General features: G+C 73.5%; 21 protein-coding genes. 9 read left to right on the forward strand and 12 right to left on the reverse strand.

Features of this window, described 5'->3' with window-relative positions; all coding sequences use genetic code 11:
* Positions 1 to 37: 37 nt before the first annotated feature.
* Genes G446_RS0101855 through G446_RS0101865 form a run of 3 tightly spaced genes read right to left on the reverse strand, consistent with a single transcriptional unit; the run spans position 38 to position 4,715 of the window.
* On the reverse strand, positions 38 to 2,155 hold the full coding sequence (locus G446_RS0101855; protein ID WP_026408851.1) for a DUF6541 family protein: 2,118 nt from the start codon (positions 2,153 to 2,155) through the stop codon (positions 38 to 40).
* The gene (locus tag G446_RS15380) at positions 2,152 to 3,564 is read right to left on the reverse strand and encodes a glycosyltransferase (protein WP_084778846.1); all 1,413 of its coding nucleotides are present in this window, start codon (positions 3,562 to 3,564) and stop codon (positions 2,152 to 2,154) included. Before G446_RS15380 ends, G446_RS0101855 begins: the two co-directional genes overlap by 4 nt.
* Positions 3,561 to 4,715 (reverse strand): glycosyltransferase, encoded by a 1,155-nt coding sequence (locus G446_RS0101865; protein WP_026408852.1) that lies wholly within the window; start codon positions 4,713 to 4,715, stop codon positions 3,561 to 3,563. Before G446_RS0101865 ends, G446_RS15380 begins: the two co-directional genes overlap by 4 nt.
* Positions 4,716 to 4,858: 143 nt before the next feature.
* Between G446_RS0101865 and wecB the strand changes: the two genes are divergently transcribed.
* Positions 4,859 to 5,944, forward strand: a complete 1,086-nt coding sequence (gene wecB / locus G446_RS0101870; protein WP_026408853.1) for a non-hydrolyzing UDP-N-acetylglucosamine 2-epimerase — start codon at positions 4,859 to 4,861, stop codon at positions 5,942 to 5,944.
* A 56-nt stretch (positions 5,945 to 6,000) separates the two neighbouring features.
* Positions 6,001 to 7,146, forward strand: coding sequence for a glycosyltransferase family 4 protein (locus G446_RS15385; RefSeq protein WP_051285560.1), 1,146 nt, complete (start codon positions 6,001 to 6,003; stop codon positions 7,144 to 7,146).
* Positions 7,147 to 7,188: 42 nt separating this feature from the next.
* Here G446_RS15385 and G446_RS0101880 read toward each other — a convergent pair whose 3' ends face one another.
* Genes G446_RS0101880 through G446_RS0101900 form a run of 5 tightly spaced genes read right to left on the reverse strand, consistent with a single transcriptional unit; the run spans position 7,189 to position 12,594 of the window.
* On the reverse strand, positions 7,189 to 8,433 hold the full coding sequence (locus tag G446_RS0101880) for a glycosyltransferase (protein WP_026408854.1): 1,245 nt from the start codon (positions 8,431 to 8,433) through the stop codon (positions 7,189 to 7,191).
* Position 8,434: 1 nt separating this feature from the next.
* Positions 8,435 to 9,790, reverse strand: coding sequence for a lipopolysaccharide biosynthesis protein (locus G446_RS15390; protein WP_051285561.1), 1,356 nt, complete (start codon positions 9,788 to 9,790; stop codon positions 8,435 to 8,437).
* A 59-nt stretch (positions 9,791 to 9,849) separates the two neighbouring features.
* Complete coding sequence (locus G446_RS0101890; RefSeq protein ID WP_026408855.1) at positions 9,850 to 10,842, reverse strand: Gfo/Idh/MocA family protein; 993 nt, start codon at positions 10,840 to 10,842, stop codon at positions 9,850 to 9,852.
* A 1-nt stretch (position 10,843) separates the two neighbouring features.
* Positions 10,844 to 11,971 carry a DegT/DnrJ/EryC1/StrS family aminotransferase gene (locus G446_RS0101895; RefSeq protein ID WP_026408856.1) on the reverse strand — a complete coding sequence of 376 codons (1,128 nt, stop codon included), beginning with the start codon at positions 11,969 to 11,971 and terminating at the stop codon, positions 10,844 to 10,846.
* Positions 11,971 to 12,594, reverse strand: coding sequence for an acyltransferase (locus G446_RS0101900; RefSeq protein ID WP_026408857.1), 624 nt, complete (start codon positions 12,592 to 12,594; stop codon positions 11,971 to 11,973). The genes G446_RS0101895 and G446_RS0101900 overlap by 1 nt, the downstream gene beginning before the upstream one ends.
* 81 nt (positions 12,595 to 12,675) lie before the next feature.
* Between G446_RS0101900 and G446_RS0101905 the strand changes: the two genes are divergently transcribed.
* On the forward strand, positions 12,676 to 13,395 hold the full coding sequence (locus G446_RS0101905) for a glycosyltransferase family 2 protein (protein ID WP_026408858.1): 720 nt from the start codon (positions 12,676 to 12,678) through the stop codon (positions 13,393 to 13,395).
* Positions 13,396 to 13,441: 46 nt separating this feature from the next.
* Positions 13,442 to 13,861, forward strand: coding sequence for a DUF2304 domain-containing protein (locus tag G446_RS15395; protein WP_211228217.1), 420 nt, complete (start codon positions 13,442 to 13,444; stop codon positions 13,859 to 13,861).
* Between the two features lie 107 nt (positions 13,862 to 13,968).
* On the opposite strand, the gene G446_RS15400 is transcribed toward G446_RS15395, so the two are convergent.
* Positions 13,969 to 14,907, reverse strand: a complete 939-nt coding sequence (locus G446_RS15400; protein ID WP_084778848.1) for a glycosyltransferase family 2 protein — start codon at positions 14,905 to 14,907, stop codon at positions 13,969 to 13,971.
* 187 nt (positions 14,908 to 15,094) lie between these two features.
* On the opposite strand from G446_RS15400, the gene G446_RS15405 reads away from it, so the two are divergent.
* Together G446_RS15405 and G446_RS20515 are read left to right on the forward strand one after the other, a co-directional pair.
* The gene (locus tag G446_RS15405; RefSeq protein WP_034468686.1) at positions 15,095 to 16,393 is read left to right on the forward strand and encodes an LCP family protein; all 1,299 of its coding nucleotides are present in this window, start codon (positions 15,095 to 15,097) and stop codon (positions 16,391 to 16,393) included.
* A 445-nt stretch (positions 16,394 to 16,838) separates the two neighbouring features.
* Positions 16,839 to 18,071, forward strand: coding sequence for an LCP family protein (locus G446_RS20515; protein WP_245574546.1), 1,233 nt, complete (start codon positions 16,839 to 16,841; stop codon positions 18,069 to 18,071).
* A 54-nt stretch (positions 18,072 to 18,125) separates the two neighbouring features.
* Here the strand turns inward: G446_RS20515 and galE are convergent, their stop codons facing one another.
* From galE to G446_RS15410, 3 genes are read right to left on the reverse strand one after another with little or no spacing between them, the layout of a single operon-like run.
* Positions 18,126 to 19,115, reverse strand: a complete 990-nt coding sequence (gene galE / locus G446_RS0101930; protein WP_026408860.1) for a UDP-glucose 4-epimerase GalE — start codon at positions 19,113 to 19,115, stop codon at positions 18,126 to 18,128.
* A gap of 10 nt (positions 19,116 to 19,125) precedes the next feature.
* The gene (purE, locus tag G446_RS0101935) at positions 19,126 to 19,638 is read right to left on the reverse strand and encodes a 5-(carboxyamino)imidazole ribonucleotide mutase (RefSeq protein ID WP_026408861.1); all 513 of its coding nucleotides are present in this window, start codon (positions 19,636 to 19,638) and stop codon (positions 19,126 to 19,128) included.
* The gene (locus G446_RS15410) at positions 19,631 to 21,103 is read right to left on the reverse strand and encodes a 5-(carboxyamino)imidazole ribonucleotide synthase (RefSeq protein ID WP_425393862.1); all 1,473 of its coding nucleotides are present in this window, start codon (positions 21,101 to 21,103) and stop codon (positions 19,631 to 19,633) included. The genes purE and G446_RS15410 overlap by 8 nt, the downstream gene beginning before the upstream one ends.
* A 231-nt stretch (positions 21,104 to 21,334) precedes the next feature.
* On the opposite strand from G446_RS15410, the gene G446_RS0101945 reads away from it, so the two are divergent.
* The 3 genes from G446_RS0101945 (at position 21,335) to G446_RS15420 (ending at position 24,174) form a co-directional block, all read left to right on the forward strand.
* Positions 21,335 to 22,543, forward strand: a complete 1,209-nt coding sequence (locus tag G446_RS0101945; RefSeq protein WP_084778858.1) for a hypothetical protein — start codon at positions 21,335 to 21,337, stop codon at positions 22,541 to 22,543.
* A gap of 223 nt (positions 22,544 to 22,766) precedes the next feature.
* The gene (locus tag G446_RS15415; RefSeq protein ID WP_315216918.1) at positions 22,767 to 23,324 is read left to right on the forward strand and encodes a GtrA family protein; all 558 of its coding nucleotides are present in this window, start codon (positions 22,767 to 22,769) and stop codon (positions 23,322 to 23,324) included.
* Between the two features lie 85 nt (positions 23,325 to 23,409).
* The gene (locus tag G446_RS15420) at positions 23,410 to 24,174 is read left to right on the forward strand and encodes a VTT domain-containing protein (RefSeq protein ID WP_425393863.1); all 765 of its coding nucleotides are present in this window, start codon (positions 23,410 to 23,412) and stop codon (positions 24,172 to 24,174) included.
* The last annotated feature ends 45 nt before the right edge of the window (positions 24,175 to 24,219 follow it).

A 24,219-nucleotide genomic window follows, 5' to 3' on the forward strand; every position in this document is an offset into this window, starting at 1 on the left:
GGCCGTCCGGCGCCGAGGCGGGCCCTTCGGCGCGACGCTACCGACAGGCGTCGATGCGCCACACCGATGCCGAGCCCCCGTGGTCGATGAGGGTGAAGCCCCGGGAGGTGTCGACCCGGTACAGACCGGGGCGGAGCTTGTCGAGCCACACGCCGTTGAAGTAGGTCGTCACATCGGCGTAGTAGTAGTCGATCTTGTGCCGCCTGAGGATCTGACACACCCTGGGGTCGTCGTGGATCTCGTTGAAGTGCTCGCGCAGGTATATGCCGTCCTCGTCGTCGGGCGCCTCCCCGGGGAAGACCCACACGCTGCGCAGACCGGTGAGGATGGGGATGTACCCCGCGCCGGCCACGGCATCGCCCAGGACGATGGCGTCGTCGGGCAGCTCGTCGGGCAGACGGCGGATCATGGCGAGCTCCTGGTCGTCGACGATGAAGCGCGTGTCCCCCCGCGCGGGCAGGTAGCCGTAGCGCACGTCGGAGGCGATGGCGCGCCCTTCCACGAACAGGGCGCCGGCCAGGACGGCGATGCACAGGAGCGCGACGCCGCCGTTGGTGATCGAGCGCGACGCCGTTCCCGCCCCGGCGGCGGGCAGACCGGCCTTCTCCAGCGCCTCTCCGATTCCGGTCCTGACTCGATTCACGACCGGTGCGAGCCGAGTACGCAGGAAGTCCAGTGCGAGGACGACGACGAGCACCGCCAGGGCGGCGGTCATCGCCTTGATCCGGTGGGGATTGCGGTAGAACAGGCCGGTGATCCGCGAGATCACGGGAACGGGGGCGGTCGCGGCGAGAATGAGGGGCAGGCAGAAGGCCCAGCCGACGACGACCTTCCAGTGCCGCCGGCGCCGCAGCGAGACCACGGCCCCCAGGACGCTCAGCACCGCGAGCGGCGCCTCGATCCAGCGACTGATCCAGTCGCCGAAGTAGGTGAGCGTCAGGGGGATGAGGAGCTTGGTGGTCAGGTGGCTCCAGTCGAGCGCGGTGGACCGGCCGAAGTGCTGCTGCTGGGGGCCGGGCAGGTAGACGAAGGCCACCGCGAGGATCAAGGCGACCGCGGCGATCAGCCGCCATGCCCTCGCCGCCTGCGCCTGGTGGAGGCGCCGGGCCCTCATGGCGCGCAGCACCGTCCAGCACCAGGCGATCCCGATCAGCGGCCACAGCAGAATCGCGGCCGCAGAGGTGTGGATGAGGCAGGCTCCGATGAAGAAGGGCATGACCGCGCCCATTGCGGTCGCGGCGCGCAGCAGCGCGTCCCGCCTCGAGGCACCCGGCTCCCGGGCGGTGACCGTGACGAGTGTGCGCGCGCGGCGCCAGCACTCGATCGCCAGGGCGCTCACGGCGGGGCAGGCGGACACGGCCATGCAGTAGGGCCACAGGGCGGCGCCGTAGGTGATCCGCCACGGGAAGACCGGTACGAGGAGCGAAGCGGCCAGGGCCAGGTAGGGGGCGTGACGGATGTCCGGCAGCGCGGTGCGGGCGAGGTAGACCAGCCCGAGGTACCACACGAGCGCGACCGCCAGGAGCAGGACGTTGTTGGCGGTGAGGGTCTCCCGCCAGCTCCACGCGCCCAGGCTGGCGACCTGGTGCCACACGATCGGGTAGAAGCCCGAGTGGCGCGTGAGGCCGAACATGCCGGCGTTGGGGTCGAGCATCGAGGCGTAGTCCTCCCGCTCGATGAGGGCCACCTGCATGTAGTGGTAGAGGGCGTCCCCGCTCTGGGACACCGCCCCCGGGGGAATCGTCAGGACGACGGATCCGGCGGTGATGACCCAGGTGGCCAGGACGGTGAGGAACAGGCGGCGCTCGGCGCGCCCGCCGTCGGTGCGCGTGGTCATGCCCTCGCGCTCCTGCGCGGGCATCATGAGAATGCCGGGATCCCAGCGGTCGATCACGCGCTTGGCGCAGTAGGCCGCGATCGCGGTGATCGAGGTGGTCGTCATGACCGAGACCCAGCCCCAGGTCCCGTGCACGGCGGCCTGGATGAGCCCGTCGACGGTGAGGATGAGAGCGCTGATCGTCGGCGCCAGCGCCACGGGCCTGAGGCCGCGCATACCGGCGGCGCGCAGGACGATCCACCCGACGCCGAAGAGCGCGCACAGCAGGAGAACCGCGGTCGGCAGGGTGTTGAACCAGTCGACCAGCCTGTCGGTCACCACTGCCGCCCCTCGTGAATCGGATGCGGTCCACCGACCCGGGCGGCGCCGGCGGCGACCTCGTGGAGAATGCGCCCGACGGACTCGCCGGTGGCCCGCAGGGACCGGTGATCCTCGACCCAGTCGTGGAGCCGCTGCGCCGCGGCGCGCTCGGCCGACCCGGTCCCGTGGGCGTCCAGGGCCGCCCGCATGGCCCGGGCGACCGCGGCGGGCTCGTGCTCCGCGGCCCATCCCAGGTCGAAGTCGCGGATATCGGCGACTACGGGCCCCCGGCCCGCGTAGAGCACGGGCGTCCCGCAGCCCAGGGCGGAGAGCACCTTCGTGGGGTAGGCGAAGTCGTAGCCCTGCCCGGGCCTGATGGACACCAGGGCGGCGACGGCGGCCCGCTGCCACCGGGCGGCCTCGGCCGCGGGCACCAGGGGGTGCATGACGACGGCGGGGGCGCCGTCGGGCCCCGCGGGCAGCCGGGAGGCCGCCCGCTCGATCTCGTGCCAGGCCGATCCCTGTCCGAGGAAGAGCAACTGGACGCCGGGGCGAGTGCGGCGCACCTGCTCCAGGGCGTGGACGAACACCTCGGCCCCCTGCCACTCTGAGGCGGTCCCGGCGTAGACGAAGTAGTGGCCGGTCAGTCCCATCCCAGCGCGCTCCCGGGGGTCGGGCCGCGGGCCGAGGACGTCGAAAACGGTCGTATCGACTCCATTGGGAACCACGCGCACGTTCTCCCTCCGCACGGACCGGGGGACGGCGGCCGCGGCGCCGTCCGAGCGCGCCGCCCCGCCCCGGGCGAGTCCGCTCACCGCCCGGGCGACCTCGTCATTGACGGCGATGACGCGCGCGGCCCCGCGGACCGCGAAGGCCTCCAGCGCCCGGACCGCGCGGACGACCGGCCCGGGGGCGCCGGTGGACAGTGCGGCCGTCGACCACACGTCCGGGGCGTACCACACGTAGGGCACGCCGCGCAGGGCCGCCACCACCCGCACGACGGCGCCGGTGGTCGGCGGCGGCTCGACGAGGACGACGCCGGGTCGCGGAACCAGCAGGAGCCGCAGCGCCAGGGGCAGGTCGAAGGAGAGATAGGGCGCGTAACCGCGCAGGTAGCCCGAGGAGTCGCGCAGGGCGGGCCAACGGGACACGCGCACGCCCTGAGCCTCGCCGTCCGCGTGCTCGACGTCGGCGGGCGGGCGGGTGGTGAGGACCCGCACGGGGACGCGACGGGCCGCGAGCGCCCTCTCGACGCCGTCGAGCCGGAAGGAGGCGGCGGCCGCCTCGGGCAGGTGGATGCGGGTGGCCACGAGGACCCCGCCGCGCTCGCCCGCACGCGCCAGCCGCCACGCGGCGACGGGCGCGGCCAGTGCCGCGGCGGCGCCGGCGACGCCCAGGCACACCCTCAGGACGCTGCGCGCGCTCACTGCCCCGCCCCCGTCCGCGGGGCCCGCGCCCGGGGCAGCTCACCCGCACGCACCGCCCGCATGTCCTCGACGACGGTGTGCGCCCGGCGCAGCCAGGTGTGCTCGGCGCGGGCCTGGCGGGCCCGCCCGGCCGCCTCCTCGACGGCGTCGGGAGCGGTCAGGAGGCGGCGCAGGAGCCCGGCGAGCTCGGCGGCGTCGTAGGGGGGCGTCCAGCCCGCTCCGCAGGCGGCGACCGTCTCGGCGGCCAGCGTGCCCGCGGAGGCGATGACCGGCTTGCCGTGACCGAGGTACTCGTAGAGCTTGACCGGCGCGGCGAACTCCCGGTACGGATCGGGCTCGACGAACAGGACGCAGGCGTCGGCGCGCTCGTACAGGGCCTCCAGCTCCTGCCCCGAGCCGTGGACGACATCGATGCGCCCGTCCGCGGCCTCCACCAGGGGGGCGTACTGCTCGCGCGCGGCCTCCCACTGGGCGGCCCTGGTGCAGATCGTCAGGCTCGCCCCCGGAACGCCGGTGACGGCTCTCAGGCACTCCTCCAGGCGGTAGTGACCGCCGAGTCCCCCGATGTAGAGCAGATGCAGGCCGCCGGAGGACCGGCACGGCTCAGCCCCGTCCACGACCTGGCAGCCGGGGGGCAGCGGCGCCATGCGCTCGGCCGGGAAGCCGGGGACGTGGGGGCCCATGCGCGAGGAGGGGATATAAAGACGATCGATATAGTGGGAGTACCAGGCCAGATCGTAGCGGTAGACAAGACTCATCGCCCCCGCCACCGCGGCGCCCACCCGCTCGCGATAGTCGGGGAAGGCCCAGTAGATATCCCGGTAGAACAGGGCTGTGGGCACGCCGTGGCGCCGCACCAGACGCATGAGCGCGGGATCGAGGAGGGGGTGCGGCGGCAGGTGCCGGGGCTCTGTGAGCATTGTGGGGATTGTCGCACTCTCCGAGTAGAGGAACTCGATGCTCTGCCCGCCCTCCAGCCGGGCGCGCAGGGCGCGCAGGCGCCGGGAGCGCTCGCGCGCCGAACCGGTGACGGTGAGAACCTCGAAATCGAGTTCGCGGAAGGCGTCGAGCATGCGCACGGGGCGGATGCCGGAGGCGGAGGCCGCCCGCCGGTCCAAGGGGAAAGGGGCATGGTAGACGATCGCAGCCATATGCGACCTCCTCTCGGGAGCGGGGGGTGGGACATTGCTGGGACCAGGCGCGACCGCCCAGGCAATCGGTGGTGGGTGCGCGACATACTACCATTGGGGGATCTCGGCGAGAACCGCGACGCCGAGGCGGTAGAGTGTCGGGCGTGCGAATCATTTCAGTCGTGGGCGCCCGACCCCAGTTCGTCAAGCTGGCCCCCGTCGACGCGGCCTTCCGGGAGATCGGCATCGAGCATGTGATCGTCCACACCGGACAGCATTACGACCCCATGCTCTCCGACGTCTTCTTCGACGACCTGGGCATCTCCGCCCCCGACGTCCACCTCGGCGTCGGCTCGGGCTCGCACGGCGTGCAGACCGGCGCCATGCTCGCCGCCCTGGACGAGGTCATCGCGGACCGCCGCCCCGACCGGGTCCTCGTCTACGGGGACACGAACTCGACGCTGGCCGGGGCGCTGTCCGCCGTCAAGCTCCACGTGCCGGTCGCCCACCTGGAGGCGGGGCTGCGCTCGTTCAACCGGGCCATGCCCGAGGAGATCAACCGGGTCCTGACCGACCACGCCGCCGACCTCCTCCTGGCCCCCACCGACGTCGCCGCGGCGCACCTGGCCAACGAGGGCCTGGCCGACCGGACCGTCGTCGTCGGCGACGTCATGACCGACGTCCTGCTCTCCGTGCGCGACTCGGTGGCCGACTCCCCCTCCCCCGTCGCCGCCGAGCTCGGCCTGCCCGACGGCGGTTACTCGCTGGCCACCATCCACCGGGCCGAGAACACCGACGACCCCGGGCGCCTGCGCGCCATCCTGGACGCGCTGGCCGACGTCGACCACCCGGTCGTCCTCCTGGCCCACCCGCGACTGGCGGCCAAGTGCGCCGCGCACGGCCTGCCCCTGGAGGATGCGGGGAATCTGCGGGTGCACCCGCCCCTGGCCTACCCCGGGCTCATCGCATCGGCCCTGCGCGCGCGCGGCGTGATCACCGACTCCGGCGGCCTGCAGAAGGAGGCCTTCCTCCTGCGCGTGCCGTGCACCACGGTGCGCCCCCAGACCGAGTGGGTCGAGACGGTCGAGCTGGGCTGGAACCTCCTCGTCGAGCCCGGCCCCGCCCTGGTCGCGGCGGCCTCGCGCCCGCGTCCGGCCGAGCCCGCCCCGGAGCTGGCCCATCCCTACGGGGACGGCCGCGCCGCGGCGCGCGTGGCCCGGGTGCTGCTCGCCGAGCACCTACCGGGTTGAGAACGGGCTCGACGGCGATGGCGCGAAGAGAATGAAGAGAATTCGGTGAGAACGCAATGCGCGTAACGATCGTCACCACTTGGTTCCCTACGGAGCGCTCGCCGGGGCTCGGCATATTCGTCGCACGGCACGCCGCTTCAATGACGGCTGCCGGACACAGCATCCGCGTCGTCCACCTTGCGGTCGCATCCATAGATGACGGCGTGCGACGCACCCGCGTCATGGGCGTGCCGGTGGTACGGCTGCCCATGACTCCTTCACGGCCCCACGAGGTACTTCAGGCCAGACGGGCTCTGGGACCGTTGACCGCGGGCAGCGACGTCGTCCACACCCATGCCGTCTCGGCCCTTCTGCCGTACACCTTGGCCAGACCACGGGAACCCTGGCTCCACACCGAGCACTGGTCGGGAATCGCAAACCGCGGCGCCGCTCTTGGCATCGGTTCCCGCCTGGGAGCCCAATGGATACTGCGCATGGAGAGGCGGCCTGACGTCGTGACCGCCGTCTCCGACCAGCTCGCCGCCGATCTGCGGATTCTTCGTCCGCATGGCGAGATCCGCACGGTGCCCAACGAGGTGACGCGGCCGGCGGTTCTGACTCCGCGCCGCGAAGTGGTCCTCGGGCGAGATACGCTGCATCTTGTAGGTGTCGGCTGGATGGGCGAGGGGAAACGACCCGACCTGGCAGTCCAGATCGTCGCAGCGCTGACCGGCCGGGGCGTGCCGGCCCGACTGACCTGGGTGGGCAGTGGACCTCTGGCCGAGCGCTGCGCTGTTCTCGCCGAGCATCTCGATGTGAACCTCACGCTTACCGGGCAGCTACCGGGTGAGCGCGTTGCCGAGGTGTTGGCGGATGGCGACATCTTCCTTGTACCGACGCTCTCGGAGACCTTCTTCCTCGCGGCGGCTGAGGCCATCGCCGCCGGCCGCCCGGTGGTCACCGGCGATCGCGGCGCCCACACAAGTTTCCTCGATCCCTCCGTCGCCGCCTTCGTCGGCCGGAAGGACTCCGCCGACACGTGGGCCGATGCCGTCGTTGACCTGGTGCAACGTTGCAGGACAATGTCGGCCCAGAGCATCCAGGACACGCTCCCACGGGCCTTCACGCCTGAGGAGGTGGCACGCGCTTACGGGCGGGCCTACGAGGCCGCTGTCACGATAAGCTCAATGGAGCGCCGTTCCACGCGCATCCACATCCAGTAGTCCCAAGCCTGACCCCGGTTGGCCAGATGGACAGCGCCCCGGTCACTCGTTCAGCGTCCTGCCCCTTAGCGCCTGCTCATAGAATTCCAGACTGGCACTCACGAATATTTTCTCGCCGAAGCGCTCGCGGGCCCGGGCGCGAATCGCCTCGGGCCGGTAGTCGCCGTCGCGCACGGCGGCGGTCACCCGCGTGAGCGCCCGCGTCAGAGCGCTCACGAGGACCTCGCCGCCGGCCTGCGCGGCGGCGGGCAGGACGACGCCGCACTCCGGCTCGACCATGAAGCGCCCCGCCCACGTGGGGGTCGCCACGCAGGCCAGGCCGAGCGCCTGGGCCTCGGCCAGGACGGTGCCGCCGGCCTCGACCCCGCTGGCCAGGACGAAGACGTCCGAGCGGGCCATGAATCCGGCCACCTCCTCGTGGGGGACGCGCCCGGTGAAGGTCGAGCACTGCGCGATCCCCTCGGCCCGGGCCAGGGCCCGCAGCGGCTCGATCTCACCGGGCTCCCCGCCCACCAGGAGCAGGCGGGTGGGCTCGCGCCCCGCCGCCCGGTCCGCCCGGGCGAGGCGGGCGACGGCCCGAACGGTCTCCTCGGGGCGCTTATTGGGGCCCAGGTGGGAGACGTGGCAGACCGTGAGCGGGCCGGAGTCCCCCCCGCCGCCCGCGCGCCGTCGGTCCTCGGGGCGGGGCACGTCGAAGACGGCGTCGTTCACGGGCAGGGCGATGACCTCCCAGGACCCGACCCCCCAGTAGTCCTCCAGCGCCCGGGCGAAGGGCGTCGAGACGGCGGCGCGGGCCCCGGCCCGCCGCAGGTCGCGGCGCAGCGCCCGATACCTCCAGCCGAGCCTGGAGCGGTCCGTCGAGCTGGGCCGGTGCTCGGTGATCGCCAGCCCCGCGCCCCAGCGCTCGGCCGCGCGCAGGCCCACGTGGATCCCGGTGAACACCGAGTGGGCGTGCACGACGTCGGGAACGGGGTCCGTGCCGCCCAGCTCCCGGACAGTCCTGTCGTAAAGGTCCGCGGCGCGCCCGGCCGCCGCGCGGGCCGAGGCCCGATCTCCGGGCGCGATCCCCTTGGGCACCAGGGGAACGTCTCCGCGCACGACGACGACCCCGTCCTCGACGTCGACGCTCAGCCCGCGCCGGGCCCGCCAGGCCGAGGTCGGCGTGAGGGCGATAATGCCCACCCGCATGCCGGCGCGCCGGAGCATGCCCGCCTGGTCGCGGAAGAAGGAGCCGTTGTTGGGGTGGCGCCGATCGGGGTACCACGAGGGGGTCAGGACCAGATGCACCTCAGCCCTCCTCCTCCCGAACGCCCGCTGCACCGGGGGCGTCCGCAGCGCCCTGCGCCGTCGCGTCCTCCGCGCGCTCCCCGGCCGCCTCGTACTCGCCCTCGTTGGCCTCCGAGCGGGGCGGGCGGGCGTCGAAGCCGCGGGCGGCCAGGTCCGCCATGACGGTCATGCCCACGAGGATGACGCACATGATGGCGCCCAGGACGTAGGTCGTCGTCAACAGGGAGTAGGGACTGAGCCACAGCCAGGCCAGGGGGACCGCGGCGTAGACCACCGAGAAGACGAGCATCCAGTCCTGGTTCTCGGTGACGACGAAGAGGTTGGACAGGGGCGAGGTGACCAGGAGGATGAACAGCCAGGGCGTCAGCGCCCGGGCGAAGTCGCCCGACTCGGTCCACTGGCTGCCGAAGAGCAGGGGGAAGAGCCACGGCGCCGAGACGTAGATGAGGGCGAAGGGCGCCGTGCCGATGAGCAGGACCCGCTTGATGACCTGGCGGACGAGCGGGCGCATCTGCCCGGGCCGGAGCGTGGCGAGCTTGTGGAAGAAGACCTGCCCTACCGCGGCGTTGACCAGGGCGAGGGGGGCCTCCAGGCAGCGCCACGCCATGTTGAACTGGCCCAGGCTCGCCACCGAGTAGGTGCCCACGAGCAGGTTGATCCCGTTGAGCCGCACGGCGTCGACGAAGGCGTTGGTCCCGTTGAGCAGAGGCATGCGCCGGTAGCGGCGGGCGACCCTCCGCAGACTCGGCGCCTCGGGGGGCAGTGGCCGGCGCAGCGGCTTCGCCTTGCGCCCCAGATTGACGAAGGCCCACAGCTGGCCGATGGTCTGCCCGAGCAGCAGCCCCCCGACGCCGACCATGCCCGCCGCCCCCAGGACGAGCTGGCCGAGGGACTGCCCGACCTGCTGCTCGACGCGGTTGACCGAGATGGTCCGGTAGTCCGACTGGCGGTTGTACCAGTACTGGAAGAGCTGGACGGAGGACAGCAGGAAGGTCGTCACGCCGATCAGCGGCAGCCAGGCCGCCACCTCGCCCCCCCAGCGCGCGGCGACGAGCGGCCGCAGCAGGAGGGCGACGAGGCTCGCCGCCAGGGAGACCGCGGTGATGCACACCATCCCCAGCCGGGCGCAGGCCAGGGCCCAGGCCTCCTTCTTGGGCAGCATGATCGTCATGTCGTAACGCAGGGCGGCCACGGCGACGATGATCGACACGATCGAGGTGTAGCGCGCGAACTGGCCGAAGTCCTCGGTGGAGAAGATGCGGGCCAGGACCATGGTCATGATGAAGACGACGACCTGGGCCACCACGGTCCCGCTGACGAGGGTGAGCACGTGCCGCAGGAAGGGCGAGGAGTCCACGACGGAGCGCCCCCGGGCGAGCAGTCCCGTCCGGGGGCCCCTCGGAGCGGCCGGCCGGTTCAGAGCCCGACCACCCGGTTCTCGCTCGCCGAGGTCAGGACCGCCTCGACGACGGCGAGGGTGTCCGCCCCCTCGGCCATGGTGACGTGCTCGTGGCCGACCCCGCGCACGGCGTCGCGGAAGCGCTCCTGCTCCAGGGCCAGGGGCTCGCGCTTGGGGATGGCGTAGCGGATGACGTCGCCCTCGCTGACCCCGCGGAAGGCGGCGACCTGGTCCCAGGTGGAGGCCACGGTGCCGTTGGCGTGGAAGGTGAGGTCCCCGGTGAGGGTGTCGGCGACGAAGGCGCCCTTCTCCCCGGTCACGACGGTGACCCGCTCCTTGAAGGGGGTGAGCCAGTTGACCGTGTGGGAGACGATGACGCCGTTGGCCAGGCGCCCGGTGGCCAGCACCATGTCCTCGTTCTCGCGCCCCGAGCGGTGGGCCACCCGGGCGTGGACCGACTCGTAGGGGGCCCCGGCCACCCAGGCGGTCAGATCGATGTCGTGGGTGGCCAGGTCCTTGACGACGCCGACGTCGCTGATGCGCGCGGGGAAGGGCCCCTGGCGGCGGGTGAGGACCTGGTAGACCTGCCCGAGCTCGCCGGCGTCCAGGCGCTCGCGCAGGGCCCGCAGGGCCGGGTTGCACCGCTCCACGTAGCCGACGGCGCCCACGAGATCGCGCTCGGCGAAGGCGTCGGCGACGCGCCGGCCGGCCCGGGAGCAGTGGGCGATGGGCTTCTCCACCAGGGTGTGCACGCCCGCCCGCGCCAGGGCCAGGGCGACCTCCTCGTGGTGGATGGTGGGCACGGCCACCACGGCGGCGTCGAGCCCGACGCCGATGAGGGCCTCCACGTCCGGCAGGAGGGGCAGGGGACCTGCGACGCCGAAGCGGTCGCCGCCCGGGTCGGCCACGGCCACGAGCTCCATGCCGGGGGTGGCGCGGATGACGCGGGCATGATGGCGGCCCATCGACCCCAGGCCGATGAGTCCGATGCGCAGGCCGTCCTGTCCCATATCAGGCCCCCGCCGTCACGGCCGCGCCCACGGCCCGCACGATCCGCTCCAGGTCCGCCTCGCTCAGCGAGGGGTGGACCGGCAGGGACAGGCACTCGCGGGCGGCCCTCTCGGTGCCCGGCAGGTCCACGCCCGGCGCGTAGGGCGCCAGGGAGGGCAGGCGGTGGTTGGGGATGGGGTAGTACACGCCGGTGCCGATGCGCCACTGCTCGCGCAGGACCCTGGCGACCTCGTCCCGCTCGGCCGCGCTCGCCCCCTCCAGGCGGATCGTGTACTGGTGGTAGACGTGGGTGTAGCCCGGCGGCACGTGCGGGGTGACGACGCCGGGGGCGTCGGCCAGGCCCGCGTCCAGGGCGGCGGCGTTGGCCCGGCGGGCCGCCGTCCACCCGGCCAGCCTGGTCAGTTGGACGCGGCCGACGGCGGCGGCCACGTCCGTCATGCGGTTGTTGAGGCCCACGACCTCGTTGGCGTACTGGCGCTCCATGCCCTGGTTGCGCAGCAGGCGCACCCGGCGCGCCAGCTCGGCGTCGGCGGTGGACACCATGCCGCCCTCCAGGGAGGTCATGTTCTTGGTGGGGTAGAAGGAGAAGGAGCCCCAGGCGCCGAAGGCGCCCACGGGCTCATCGTCGATGGCGGCGGCGTGCGCCTGGGCGCAGTCCTCCCACACGGCCAGGCCGTGGCGCCGGGCGATGTCGAGGATCTTGGGCATATTGGCCGGCAGGCCGTAGAGGTGGACGACCTCGATGGCGATGGTGCGCTCCGTGACGGCCGCCTCGACGCTGGCCGGGTCGAGGGTGAAGGTGACCGGGTCGATGTCGGCGAAGACCGGGCGGGCCCCGGTGATCGCCACCGAGTTGGCGGTCGCGGCGAAGGTGAAGGAGGGCACGATCACCTCGGCCTCGCGGTCGGCGCCCGCCCCGGAGGCCAGGGCCGCCAGGTGCTGGGCGGAGGTGCCGGAGTTGACGGCCACGCAGTGGGCGCCGCCCACCACCCGGGCGGAGAACTCCTCCTCGAAGGCCGCCACCTGCGGGCCCTGGACCACCATGCCGCCGGCCAGGACGGCGTCGACCGCGGCCCGCTCCTCGGCGCCTATCAGCGGCCTGGCCGCGGGAATGAACTCCAGTGACATCAGTCGGCAACCTCCCGAATCGTGTCGTCGTGCTCCTCGAAGACACTACCCGTCCGCGGGCAGCGCCACCGGCGGACCCCGGGGCGGAAGGCCGCCTCGCCGTCGGCCACGGCCTCCAGGGGCAGTCCGGCGCGCCCCACCCAGCCGATGCGCCGGGCCGGGACGCCGGCCACCAGCGCGTGCGCGGGCACGTCCCCGGTCACCACGGCGCCGGCGGCGACCATCGCCCACTCGCCCACGCTCACCGGCGCCACGCACACGGCACGCGCGCCGATGGCCGCGCCCGTGCCGATCGTCACCCCCACGGCCTCCCAGTCGGAGGCGGACTTGAGGGTGCCGTCCGGGTTGACGGCGCGCGGGAAGCGGTCGTTGGTCAGGACGACGGCGGGTCCGATGAACACGCCGTCGCCCAGGCGGGCCGGCTCGTAGACGAGGGCGTAGTTCTGGACCTTGCAGTTGTCCCCCAGGCGCGCCCCCTCGCCGATGTAGGCGCCGCGCCCCACGATGCAGCCCGCGCCCAGAACGGCGCGCTCGCGCACCTGCGCCAGGTGCCAGATGCTGGAGCCCTCGCCGATGACGGCCTGCTCGGAGACGTCTGCGGACGGGGCGATGCGTGTGCTCATACGGCTCCTCATGCGGGGGTCCGGGCTGCCGGACGACGGCGATGATGCCATCCTAGGCTCAATCCGTGCAACAATGCGGGCGTGACGAATCGAACGGCGCAGGCCGAGGGGGCGGGCGGCCCGTCCGCCTCGCTCCTCGCCGACACCTGGCTGGTCGTGCCGCTGTACAACGAGGCCCCCGTTGTGCGCGAGGTCATCGCCGAGGCCCGCGCCGTCTTCCCCCGCATCGTCGTCGTCGACGACGGCTCCACGGACGGCTCGGGCGCCGAGGCCGCCGCCGCGGGCGCCGTCGTCGTGCGCCACCCCATCAACCTGGGCCAGGGCGCGGCCCTGCAGACCGGGATCACCTACGTCCTGGAGCGCACCGACGCCCGCTACCTGGTCACCTTCGACGCCGACGGTCAGCACTCCCCCGCCGACGCGGCGGCGATGGTGGAGCGCGCCGAGGCCGAGGACCTGGCGATCGTGCTGGGCTCGCGCTTCCTGGACGGGAGCGCCGACGTGGGGCGGCTCAAGCGCCTGGTGCTGCGCACGGCCGCCCTCGCCAGCTCGCGGACCTCGGGGATGCACCTGACCGACGCGCACAACGGCCTGCGCCTCATCCGGCGCGACGCCGCGCAGCAGCTGAACCTGACGCAGAACCGGATGGCGCACGCCTCCCAGATCATCCGCCAACTCGGCGCCACGGGGCTGCCGTGGCGCGAGCATGGCGTCCACATCGTCTACACCGACTACTCGCGCGCCAAGGGCCAGTCCCTGTGGAACTCGGTCAACATCCTCGTCGACCTGCTGTTCTCATGACGGCGCCCGCCGTCATGGCCACCACCGCCGCCGAAGGAGGGCGTCCATGAGCACCATGAGCAGCTCTCGGATCATCATTCAGGTTCTTCTCATCGTCGCGGTCGGCGTGATCGGCTGGATGATGCTGCGCTCCCCGGGCGGAGCCCGCCACCGGGCGGGCCGCCGGATCGTGACCCTGACCTTCGTCATCTTCGCCATCGTCTCCATCGCCGTGCCCGCGGTCATCTCGAGGATCGCCCACTTCGTGGGGGTCGGACGCGGCACCGACCTGCTCCTGTACGTCCTCGTCATCGCCTTCCTGCTGCAGATCCTGTCCTCCTTCCGCCGCAACGCGGCCCTGGAGCGCCAGATCACCCGTCTGGCCCGGCGGATCGCGATCGACAACACCCCCGATCCCGCCCCTTCCGCGCAGCCGGTTCGGGCGGACGACGAGACCGGTCCGGGCGGGCGCCGGGGCCGGTCGTAGGGACCGGGCGGGGCCGCCGGGGCCGATGGAACCGGCCGCCGGGACCGCTCGGACGGCCGACGGACCCGGAACGCATCGATTCGCATACCGTCTCCGCCGGTTCCGCGCTATTTCCGCCGGTCTGGGCGAGGGCGGCGGGGGGCTGAGACGCGGACCTCCAACTCCTCGCGCAGGCGCAGGCCGCCGTCGACCGCCCAGCGCAGGGGCGCCTGCCAGGGCGCCGAGTACACCCCGTCGAGGTAGCGCCGCGCGGAGGCGTGGTGCGCCCGGATCATCCGCTCCGGCCGCGCCTTCCACGAGGCGCCCTGCTCGTGCACGACGACGGCGGCGGGCACCTGGACATTGCGCCACCCGGCCCGCGCCACCCGGGCCCCCAGGTCGACGTCCTCGAAGAACATGAAGTAGCCCTCGTCGAAGCCGCCCAGCTCGCGCCACACGGGCGCGGGCAGGGCCAGGCAGGCGCCCGACAGCCAGCCGACCTCGCGCACGGCGTCGTTGCCGCCCTGACTGTGGTAGGCGGCGGAGAAGGGGTTGGACGGCCACACGCGCGTCAGGGCGGCGTGCCCGGCGCCGCGCACCAGCGTGGGCAGCGCCCGGCCCGAGGGGTAGACGCTGCCGTCCGGGTTGAGCAGGCGCGGGCCCAGGCAGCCGGCCCCGGCGGTGTTCAGGCCCGCGTCGATGAGGACGTCGAGGCTGTCCGGCCGCCACACGATGTCCGGGTTGGCGACGACGATCCAGTCCTCGCTCAGGTCCCGCGCGGCCAGGTTCGCCCCGCCCCCGTAGCCCCGGTTCGTGCCGTCCGTCACGATCTCGGCGCCGAAGCGCTCCGCCGTCTCCCGGACGAGTTCGTGCTCGGAGCCGTTGTCGGCGATGACGACCCGGACCCGTCTCCGGCTGGCCCGCCCCAGGGAGTCGAGGAAGCGCACGAGCTCCTCGCCGGGGTTGTAGGCGACGGTGACCACTCTCACCGTCCCGCGCCGCTGGACGGCCCGCCGACCGTCCTGACTGTCCTGACTCTGCGGGGCGGTGGCGTCTGTCGGCTCCATCCCACGAGCGTATCGGACTCGCCCGTCGGCGGTGACGACGACGTTGCGGTTCGGCAACGGTCGCGCGCAGCCCCGCGGGCGGACGGGCAGCGCTCCCCGGCCGAATCCGGCCTCAGAGGCGAAGATCATCCTCTGGAACGAGGGGTTCACCGGCCCACGCCCCCGCTCGATTCCATATGATCGAGGCGTGCGATCATTACCACGGCCGCGAGTGCGGCACGCCTCCAGGGAGTTCAAGCGCCGCATGGTGCGAGGGCTCCTGTCAGTCGGACTGGCCCTGGTGGTCTTCGCAGCCTCCTTCTTCGCCTTCGCCTACTACGACCTCCAGAGCCAGATCACCCCGATCGACCCCAGCACCTTCCTCGGAACGGACCGCCCCTCGCGAGACCCCGTCTCGGACGGCTACGAGGGTCACGCCGTCAACATCCTGGTCCTGGGCACGGACTCGCGCGCCGGCGCCAACAACGTCGACGGCTCCGAGGGCGACGACGACGTGGTCGTCGCCCGCTCCGACACGGCCATGATCATGCACATCTCCGCCGACCGCTCCCGGGTCGACGTCATATCCATCCCCCGCGACACCGTCGTCGACATCCCCAGCTGCACCTCCTCCGACGGCTCCACCGTCGAGGAGTCGGAGGGCCAATTCAACACCGCCTTCGCCAACGGGGCGGGCACCGGCAGCGACAAGAAGGCCGTCACCGCGGGCGTGGCCTGCACGATCAAGACCGTGGAGGCCCTGACCGACATCTACATCGACGAGTCCATCGTCGTGGACTTCTCCGGGCTGTCCACCATGGTCGACGCCCTGGGCGGGGTCACCCTCTACGTCGACGAGGACATCGACGACACCGAGTACACGGGCCTGGTCCTGGAGCGGGGCTGCCACCACCTTGACGGGGCCACGGCGCTGCAGTACGCGCGCGTGCGCCACGGCGTGGGCGACGGCTCCGACATCTCGCGCATCTCCCGCCAGCAGAACCTCATGAGCGCCATGCTCCGAACGGCGCAGTCCAAGAACCTGCTGACCGACGCCGACAAGCTCTACTCCTTCGCCCGCGAGGCCCTGGGAACGCTGACGGTCTCCAAGGGCATCGCGGACCTGACGACCCTGGCCGGACTCGCCCAGTCCATTGCGAGCATCGGCATGGACCACATCAACTTCGTCACCATGCCCCACGAGCCCGCCGCCTGGGACCCCGACCGGGTGGTCCCCTCCGAGAGCGCCGACGCCGTCTGGAAGGCCCTCAAGAGCGACAAGCCCATACCCGCCGAGTCCACCCACGCCGATGGAACCGTGTCGGGCCCCACCGCGGGCGCGAGCGAGACCCCCTCGAACGGATCGGCCCCGGACGAGACGCCCACGGACGACTCCGACCCGGACGGCCCGTCCGCGGACGAGGGCACCTCCGAGCCCCCGATGACGAGGCCGACGGATCCGAAGACCGCCACCGCGACGCAGAATCCCGCCGAGCAGTGCCGATAGCTGGAATGAGGCGCTTCGTCCCATGACTCCCACCGACAGTCTGCCCCCGTCCTTCCGCCCGGGCTCGGACGGGCCCGCCGATCGGCGTCGGATCCGCAGAGAGCCCCCGCCCCAGCCGGCGGCGACCGGGCGACCGACGCCGCGCCGCCGGTCCACCGAGGGGCGCTTCCCTCCCGCCGGCGCCGCCTCCCCCGCACAGGAGGGCGCGACGCGGGCCATGCCGAGTGAGACGAGGGCTGTACCAGGCGAGACGAGGGCCATGCGCCGCCCCGCGGTCCCCAACCGCCCCAGGCCCGCGGAACCGACCAGGGCGCTGCCCGTGCCCGGGGCGACGTCGCCCGCCGATCCGGACGGTCCTCACAGTCACGCCCGGCCAGGATCCTCGGCCGTGCCGATGGGGGGCCCCGCCGATGCGGGCGCCCCGGAGCCGACCCGTGTCATACCCGTGTCGTCGCGGTCCCGGGGGACCTCGGTCTTCCCGGAGTCCGGGGGGACCTCCGTCTTCCCGGAGTCCGGAAGAACCTCCGTCTTCCCGGAGTCCGGAAGAACCTCCGTCTTCCCGAACTCCGGGGCGCCGTCGGCCCCCTCGCGCCCCGAGCCGTGGCGTCCCGAATCCCGCCGCCCCGAGCCGTGGCGCTCGGCCCCCTCGGCGGGAGAGCCGTCCCCCCCGCCGCGACCGGCGCCCGCCCCGCGGCCGGTCCCGCCGGGGCAGGCCCCGCCCCGGCGGCGTCGGCGCCTGCGCCCGCTGCGCTGGATCGCCGTCGTCCTGGTCCTGCTCATCGTCCTCGTCGCGGCCCGCGCGGCCTGGCTGTGGCACAGGGTCGAGGACGGCGTCGGCCGGGTCGACGCCCTGTCCGGAGCCGCGGACACCGATGGCGAGACCTGGCTCATCGTCGGCTCGGACGCCCGGAGCAGCGGCGGCCCCGTCCAGGACGAGACCGAGGGGGCGCGGGCCGACTCGATCATGCTGCTGCACAAGGCCCCCAACGGCAAGGCCGCCCTCATCTCCCTGCCGCGCGACACCTACGTCGAGATCCCCGACGAGGGCGGCGACAAGATCAACGCCGCCTACTCCTACGGCGGGCCGGAGCTGCTGGTCCGCACCGTCGAGGAGCTCAGCGGCCTGACCGTGGACCACTACGTCGAGGTCGGCATGGGCGGCGTCCAGGAGATGGTCGACGCCGTCGACGGGGTGGAGGTGTGCCTGGACTACGACGTCGACGACCCGGACTCGGGCCTGACCTGGGACACCTCGCAGGGCACCTGCCAGACGGTCGACGGCACCAAGGCCCTGGCCTACTCGCGCATGCGCAAGTCCGACCCCACCGGAGACATCGGGCGCGGGCTGCGCCAGCGGGCCGTCATCTCCGCCGTCGTGTCCAAGGCGATGGGCGTGCAGACTGTTGTGAACTTCTCGCGCCAGAACGCCCTCGTCGACGCGGGCACCCAGGCGCTGACAATCGACAAGGACAGCGGCACGAGCTCCCTGTTCGGGATGCTCATGGCCTTCCGCTCGGCCTCCAGCGACGGGCTCACCGGCGCCCCGCCCATTGAGAGCCTCGACTACGAGCCCGGCGGCATCGGAGTGGCCGTCCTCCTCCAGGACGAGACCGCGCCCGACTTCTTCGCCAAGCTGCGCGAGGGCGAACTGACGACGTCGGACTTCAACCAGACCTGAGGCCGGGCCCGCCGGTCCGGTCCGCCCACCCCGGCCCCGCGCCGGGGCGCGGCGTCAGCCGATGCGCCTGCGCGCCGGGTCCGCCTGCCAGGAGGAGAAGGAGGAGGTCACGATGTCGTCCAGGTCGTGCTCGGCCCTCCAGCCCAGCACCGCCCCGATGCGCTGGGCGTCGCCGATGAGCTGGGGCGGGTCGCCGGCGCGGCGGTCCAGCTCCTCCGGCTCGACGTCCAGGCCGGTGGCCGCGATGACCTTGGAGACGACCTCGCGCACGCTCGACCCCTTGCCGGTGCCGACGTTGAAGACGTGCTCGGCCATGTCCCGGCCCCCGGCGAGGTAGTCCAGAGCCGCAATATGGGCGACGGCCAGGTCGCGCACGTGGATGTAGTCGCGGATGCAGGTGCCGTCCGGCGTGGGGTAGTCGGTGCCGAAGATCTTGGGGGTCTCGCCGCGCGAGAGGCGGTCGAGCACCATGGGGATGAGGTTGAGGGTGGCCATATCGCCCAGGTCGTCCCAGCCGGCGCCGGCGACGTTGAAGTAGCGCAGCCCCGCCCAGCGCAGGCCCCAGGCGCGCTCGCAATCGGCCATCATCCACTCGCCGATGAGCTTGGTCTCGCCGTAGGGGTTGATGGGGCGGCAGTCGATGTCCTCGGGCACGACCTCGACGGGCGGCATGCCGTAGACGGCGGCCGAGGAGGAGAAGATCATCTGCCCCACGCCGGCCCCCTCCATCGCCAGCAGCATATTCGCCAGCCCGCCGACGTTCTGCTGGTAGTACCAGGCGGGACGGGCCACCGACTCCCCGACCTGCTTGCGCGCGGCGAAGTGGATGACCGCGCTCACCCCCCGCCGCCCCATGACGTCGGTCAGGGCGTCGACGGCGCCCCCGGAGGCGACGTCGAGCTCGACGAGGTCGGCGCCGGCCACGCGCTCGGGCGTGCCGTAGGACAGGTCGTCGACGACGATCACCTCGTCCCCGCGCTGCAGAAGGAGACGGACGACGTGGGCGCCGATGTAGCCGGCGCCACCGGCAACGAGGATGCTCATGGGGCCAAGCCTAGCGGCGCTCGCGCAGGGCCGCACCCTTGGCACGGGCCGTCTCGGCGAGCCCGGCCTGGAAGGAGCGCATGGCGGCGCGGATGCGCTGCGCCTCCTCGCCCTGCCCGGCGCCGAGGATGCGCGCGGCCAGCAGCCCGGCGTTGCGGGCCCCGCCGATGGACACGGTGGCGACGGGCACGCCGGCCGGCATCTGCACGATGGACAGCAGGGAGTCCATGCCCTCCAGGTGCTTGAGCGGCACCGGCACGCCGATGACGGGCAGCTCGGTGACGGCGGCGAGCATGCCGGGCAGGTGGGCGGCCCCGCCCGCGCCGGCGATGATGACGCGCAGGCCGCGGGAGCAGGCCCGGCGGCCGTAGTCGATCATCTCGGCGGGCATGCGGTGGGCGGAGACGACGTCGGCCTCGTAGGCGATGGCGAGCTCGTCCAGGGCGTCGGCGGCGGCCTCCATGGTGGGCCAGTCGGAGTCCGAGCCCATGACGATCCCGACGACGGGGCGGCTGTCACTCATGAGGGTTCCTTCCTTGGTGGTGGGGGCCGGTCCCGGGGCGGGTCCCGGCCGATCCGACGGGCTGCTCGGCCCGGCCCCGCCTCTCCGCCCCGGCCGCTTCGGCGGGCGGGGCGGGATCGCCTCGCAGGAGGGCGACGACGGCGCGGGCGCGCTCGCGCAGGAGCTCCACCTCGCGGGGGTCGGGCGCCCGGTCCGGGTCGCCGGGCAGCACGAGGTTGACGTGGCCGAGCTTGCGGCCCGGGCGCCAGTCCTTGCCGTACAGGTGGATGCGGGCCGCGGGCTCGAAGGCCAGGGCGCGGGCGAGCCCGTCGGGCGGCGGAGGGGCCTGGCCGCCGAGCAGGTTGACCATGACCGTGGCGCGGGCCGTCGGCGCGCCAGAGCCCAGCGGCAGGTCCAGCACGGCGCGCAGGTGCTGGGCGAATTGGCTGGTGAGGGCGCCGTCCTGCGTCCAGTGCCCGGAGTTGTGGGGCCGCATCGCCAGTTCGTTGACGTAGAGCGCGCAGGCCCCGCCCGGCTCCTCGACGGCGAAGAGCTCGACGGCGAGCACGCCGGTGACCCCGAAGCGCTCGGCGATGACCCGGCCGATCCGCTCGGCCTCCGCCGCGGCCCCCGCGCCGAGGCCCGGCGCGGGGGCCAGGACCTGCGCGCACACGCCGTCGGCCTGCACGGTCTCGACCACCGGCCAGACGACCACCCGGCCGCCGGGGCTGCGGGCGAGCAGAACGGCGAGCTCGCGGGTGAAGGGCACCGCCCGCTCGATGAGCAGGCTGGTGACGGGGCCGCCGCCCAGGCTGCCGCCTCCCCCCGCGCCCGCGCCCCCCGGGCCGGCGGCGCGGCCGTCCCGGGCCGCGGCGACCCGGGCGATCCAGGCGGCGGCCTCGCCGTCGACCAGCTCCCCGGGGCCGTCCACGAGCAGCACGCCGTGACCGTCGTAGCCCCCGCGCGGGGTCTTGAGGACCACGGGCCAGCCGTGCCGGGCGGCGAAGGCGCGGATCCGCCCCATCATGGCGTCCGCGTCGCCCGCCGCCTCCGCCCAGGCGGGCTGAGGCAGGCCCGCCTCGTCCACGGCCCGGCGCATGGCGAGCTTGTCGCGCGCCAGCAGCAGGGCCCGCGGGTCCGGCCGCACGGGCACACCCTCGCCCTGGAGCGCCAGGAGCAGCTCCTGGTCCTGGTGCTCGTGCTCGAAGGTGAGCACGTCGGCCGCGCCGGCGGCCTGGAGGGAGGGGGCGTCCGGGCCCGTCGCCGCCCGGCCGGCCACCAGCGCGCGCACGGCGGCCTCGTCGTCGGCGCCGCCCACCGGGGCGTCGACCGTGACCTGCGCAGCCGACCCGCGGGGGGACTCCACCAGGGCCCGCAGGTGGACGCCCAGGGCCGAGGCCTCCTCCTGCATCATGCGGGCCAGCTGCCCGCCCCCGATGACGGCGACCACCGGCGTCGAACCGCCGGCGGGAGTGGAAGCGCTCACGGCCCCCAGGCTACCCGTCCCCGTACCCTGGGGCGCGTGCCAGCCTCGACGCCGCCCGTCCCCGCTCCCCCGCCCGACCCCGCCGCCGACACGGCCCGGGGGGACGGGGGCGCCCGCGCTCGCGCGGACATCCCCGCGAGCGCGAGCGCGGATCCGGCCCCGGGCCCCGCGGATCCGGCCCCGGGCCCCGCCGGCCCGCCCCGCGCCGTGCGGGTCCTGGATGCTGCGCCCATCACGCACGGATCGCTCCCGGGTCCACCCCGCGCCGTGCGGGTCCTGGGCGTCTGGGCGGCCTGCACCCTGCTCACCCTCGTCCTGGCGCGCCTGGGGGCCCAGGACACCCCCGCCACCCCCTGGGGCGGCTCCGCCCCGTCCTGGCTGGAGCACATGGCCTTCTGGGACGCCGGCTGGTACGAGAGGATCCTCACCGAGGGCTACCCCTCCGTCCTGCCGGCGTCCGCCGACGGCGTGGTGCAGCAGAACACCTGGGCCTTCATGCCGCTGCTGCCCCTGCTGGCCGCCGCCTCGTCCTCGGTGACGGGGCTCCCCTTCTACGCGAGCGCCGCCCTGGTCTCGCTGACGGCCTCCGCCGCCGCCGCCCTGGGGCTGGACCGCTGGCTCGCACCGCGCACGGGCGCCCGGCAGTCCCTGTGGGCGGTGGCCCTGGTCTGGTCCTCCCCCTGCGCCCTGGTCCTCCAGACCCCCTACGCCGAGGCGCTCGGGCTGGCGCTGACCGCCGCCGCGCTGGGCCTGGCCCACCGGCGCCGGTTCCTGCTCGCCGCCCCGATCGCCGCCCTGGCCTGCCTGTCGCGGCCCATCGGGGTGCCGCTGGCCGCAGCGCTGGGACTGTGGTGGGCGTGGGAGACGGCCTGCGCCCGGGGGCTGGTCCCGGACGCGGTCCGCGCCCTCCTGCCCGGGGCCCGGCCGCTGACCGCCCGCCAGCGGCTGGGGCTGCTGGGCCTGACGGCGTGGACCGGGGCGGCCGCCCTGGTCTGGCCGGCGGCGGCCTGGGCGGTCACCGGCCGGGCGGACGCCTACACGGCCACGGAGACGGCCTGGAGGGGCGAGCGCCTGGCCCCCTTCCAGCCGTGGCTGACGCGCTCGGGCTGGTGGGTCGGTGAGCACCTGGGCCCGGTGCTGCTCGCCGCGGTGCTGGCGCTGGCGGCGCTGGGCCTGGCCTCCCGCGCGCTGCGGTCGCTGGGGCCGGCGGCGTGGTTCTGGTGCGCGGGCTATATGATCTATCTCCTGGCCTTCTTCGATCCCACGACATCCGTGTTCCGCCTCCTGCTGCCCCTCGCGCCGGCCGCCTGGGCCCTGCCCGCCCTGGTGCGCGGCCGCAGGGGCCGGGCGGCGCTGCTGCTGGGCGGCGTCGTCGGCCAGCTCGTGTGGATCAGCTGGGTGTGGGACCTGGGCAGCGTCGCCATCCGGTGGGTGCCCTGACCTCGATCTTTCATGAGTGGTCCGGGCGGGGCCGGTTGGCGTCGCCGCCGGGACCCGGCGCCCTCCGTCGCACCCGGGGCGGTCCAGGGATCACTGCCATGGGACTCGAGGAAGCAGTCGTCGGGGCTGTGCGAGTGGGCGACTCGGATGGCGTTGAGCGGTGGGGCCGCCCCGGGGAGCGCTCCCCCGCCGCCCTCGCGGCGCCGGGCTTAGGATCTTCCGCGTGACTGAGGAGACCGTTGCCCTGAAGACACCGTCCGCCGCCCTGGTGACCCGCCTCGTGGCCTGGGTGCGCGAGTTCGTGCAATTCGGCCTGGTCGGGGCCCTGGCCTTCGTCATCGACGCCGGCCTGTTCAACCTCTTCCAGCACGGGCCGCTGGGCTTCCTCGCCGGTCACCCCAACACCGCCAACGTCCTGTCCGCCGCCATCGCCACGACCTTCTCGTGGATCGCCAACCGCCTGTGGACCTACCGGGGGCGCACCCGGGACAACGCGGCCCGTGAGGCGCTGCTGTTCGCCTTCGCCAATATCGGCGGGGTGCTCATCACCCAGTTCTGCCTGTTCTTCACCCACGAGGTCCTGGGGCAGCACTCGGCGCTGGCGGACAACATCGCCGCCTACGTCGTCGGCTTCGGCCTGGGCACGGCCTTCCGCTTCACCTTCTACCACTACATCGTCTTCACCGGCACCGCCACCGAGCCGGACCCCGAGGGCGCCGAGGTGGGCGCCATCATGGGCGGGGTCCCCACCACCCGGTCCGCGAACGACGCCGGGGCCTGAGCCGCGCGCGGACGTGCCCGATCGCACACCCCAGGTGTGTCCCCGCTCCTCGGCGCGTCGTCCCGTTCCTCCCTACCCTGGCGCCGTGATCCCCCTCGTCGCCTCCGCAGCCGCTGTGACGGCCGCGCCCGCGCCCACCGCGTCCCTGCCCATGCTCGGCCCCGAGTGGCTGGACGCCTCCCACATCATCACCACCTTCGTCGGCTGGATCGGCCCCTGGGCCATCCTCGGCGTCATGCTCGTCATCTTCGCCGAGACGGGCCTGCTGGTGGGCTTCTTCCTGCCCGGGGACTCCCTGCTGTTCACGCTGGGCATGTTCGTGGCCATGGGCGAGGCCGACCCCACCAAGGGCGTGCCCGTCCACATCTGGATCGCGGCCCCGCTGGTGTGGCTGGCGGCGATCGCCGGCAACCAGACCGGCTACCTCATCGGCCGCAAGGCGGGCCCGGCCATCTTCAACCGGCCCGACTCGCGCCTGTTCAAGCAGGAGTACGTGGAGCGCACGAGCGACTTCTTCAGCCGCCACGGCGGCAAGGCCATCACCCTGGCCCAGTTCGTCCCCATCGTGCGCACCTTCACCCCCGTCATGGCGGGCGTCGGGCGGATGCACTACGTCCACTTCCTGGCGTTCAACGCGATCGGCGCCACCTTCTGGGCCTTCGCCATCACCTGGCTCGGCTACTTCCTGGGCAATATCACCTGGATCCAGGAGAACATCGACCGGATGATCGTGGGGATCGTGTTCGTCTCGGCGCTGCCCATGATCATCTCGGCCCTGCGCTCGTGGCTGTCGTCGCGCTCCCGCAAGAACGCCCTGGACTCCTCCAGCGCCCCCAGTGCCGAGGTCTGACGCCTTCCCCGCCTCCACCCCCGCTCTCGCCTCCCCCGACTGGGG

This window comes from Actinomyces dentalis DSM 19115 (assembly GCF_000429225.1).
Taxonomy (GTDB): domain Bacteria; phylum Actinomycetota; class Actinomycetes; order Actinomycetales; family Actinomycetaceae; genus Actinomyces; species Actinomyces dentalis.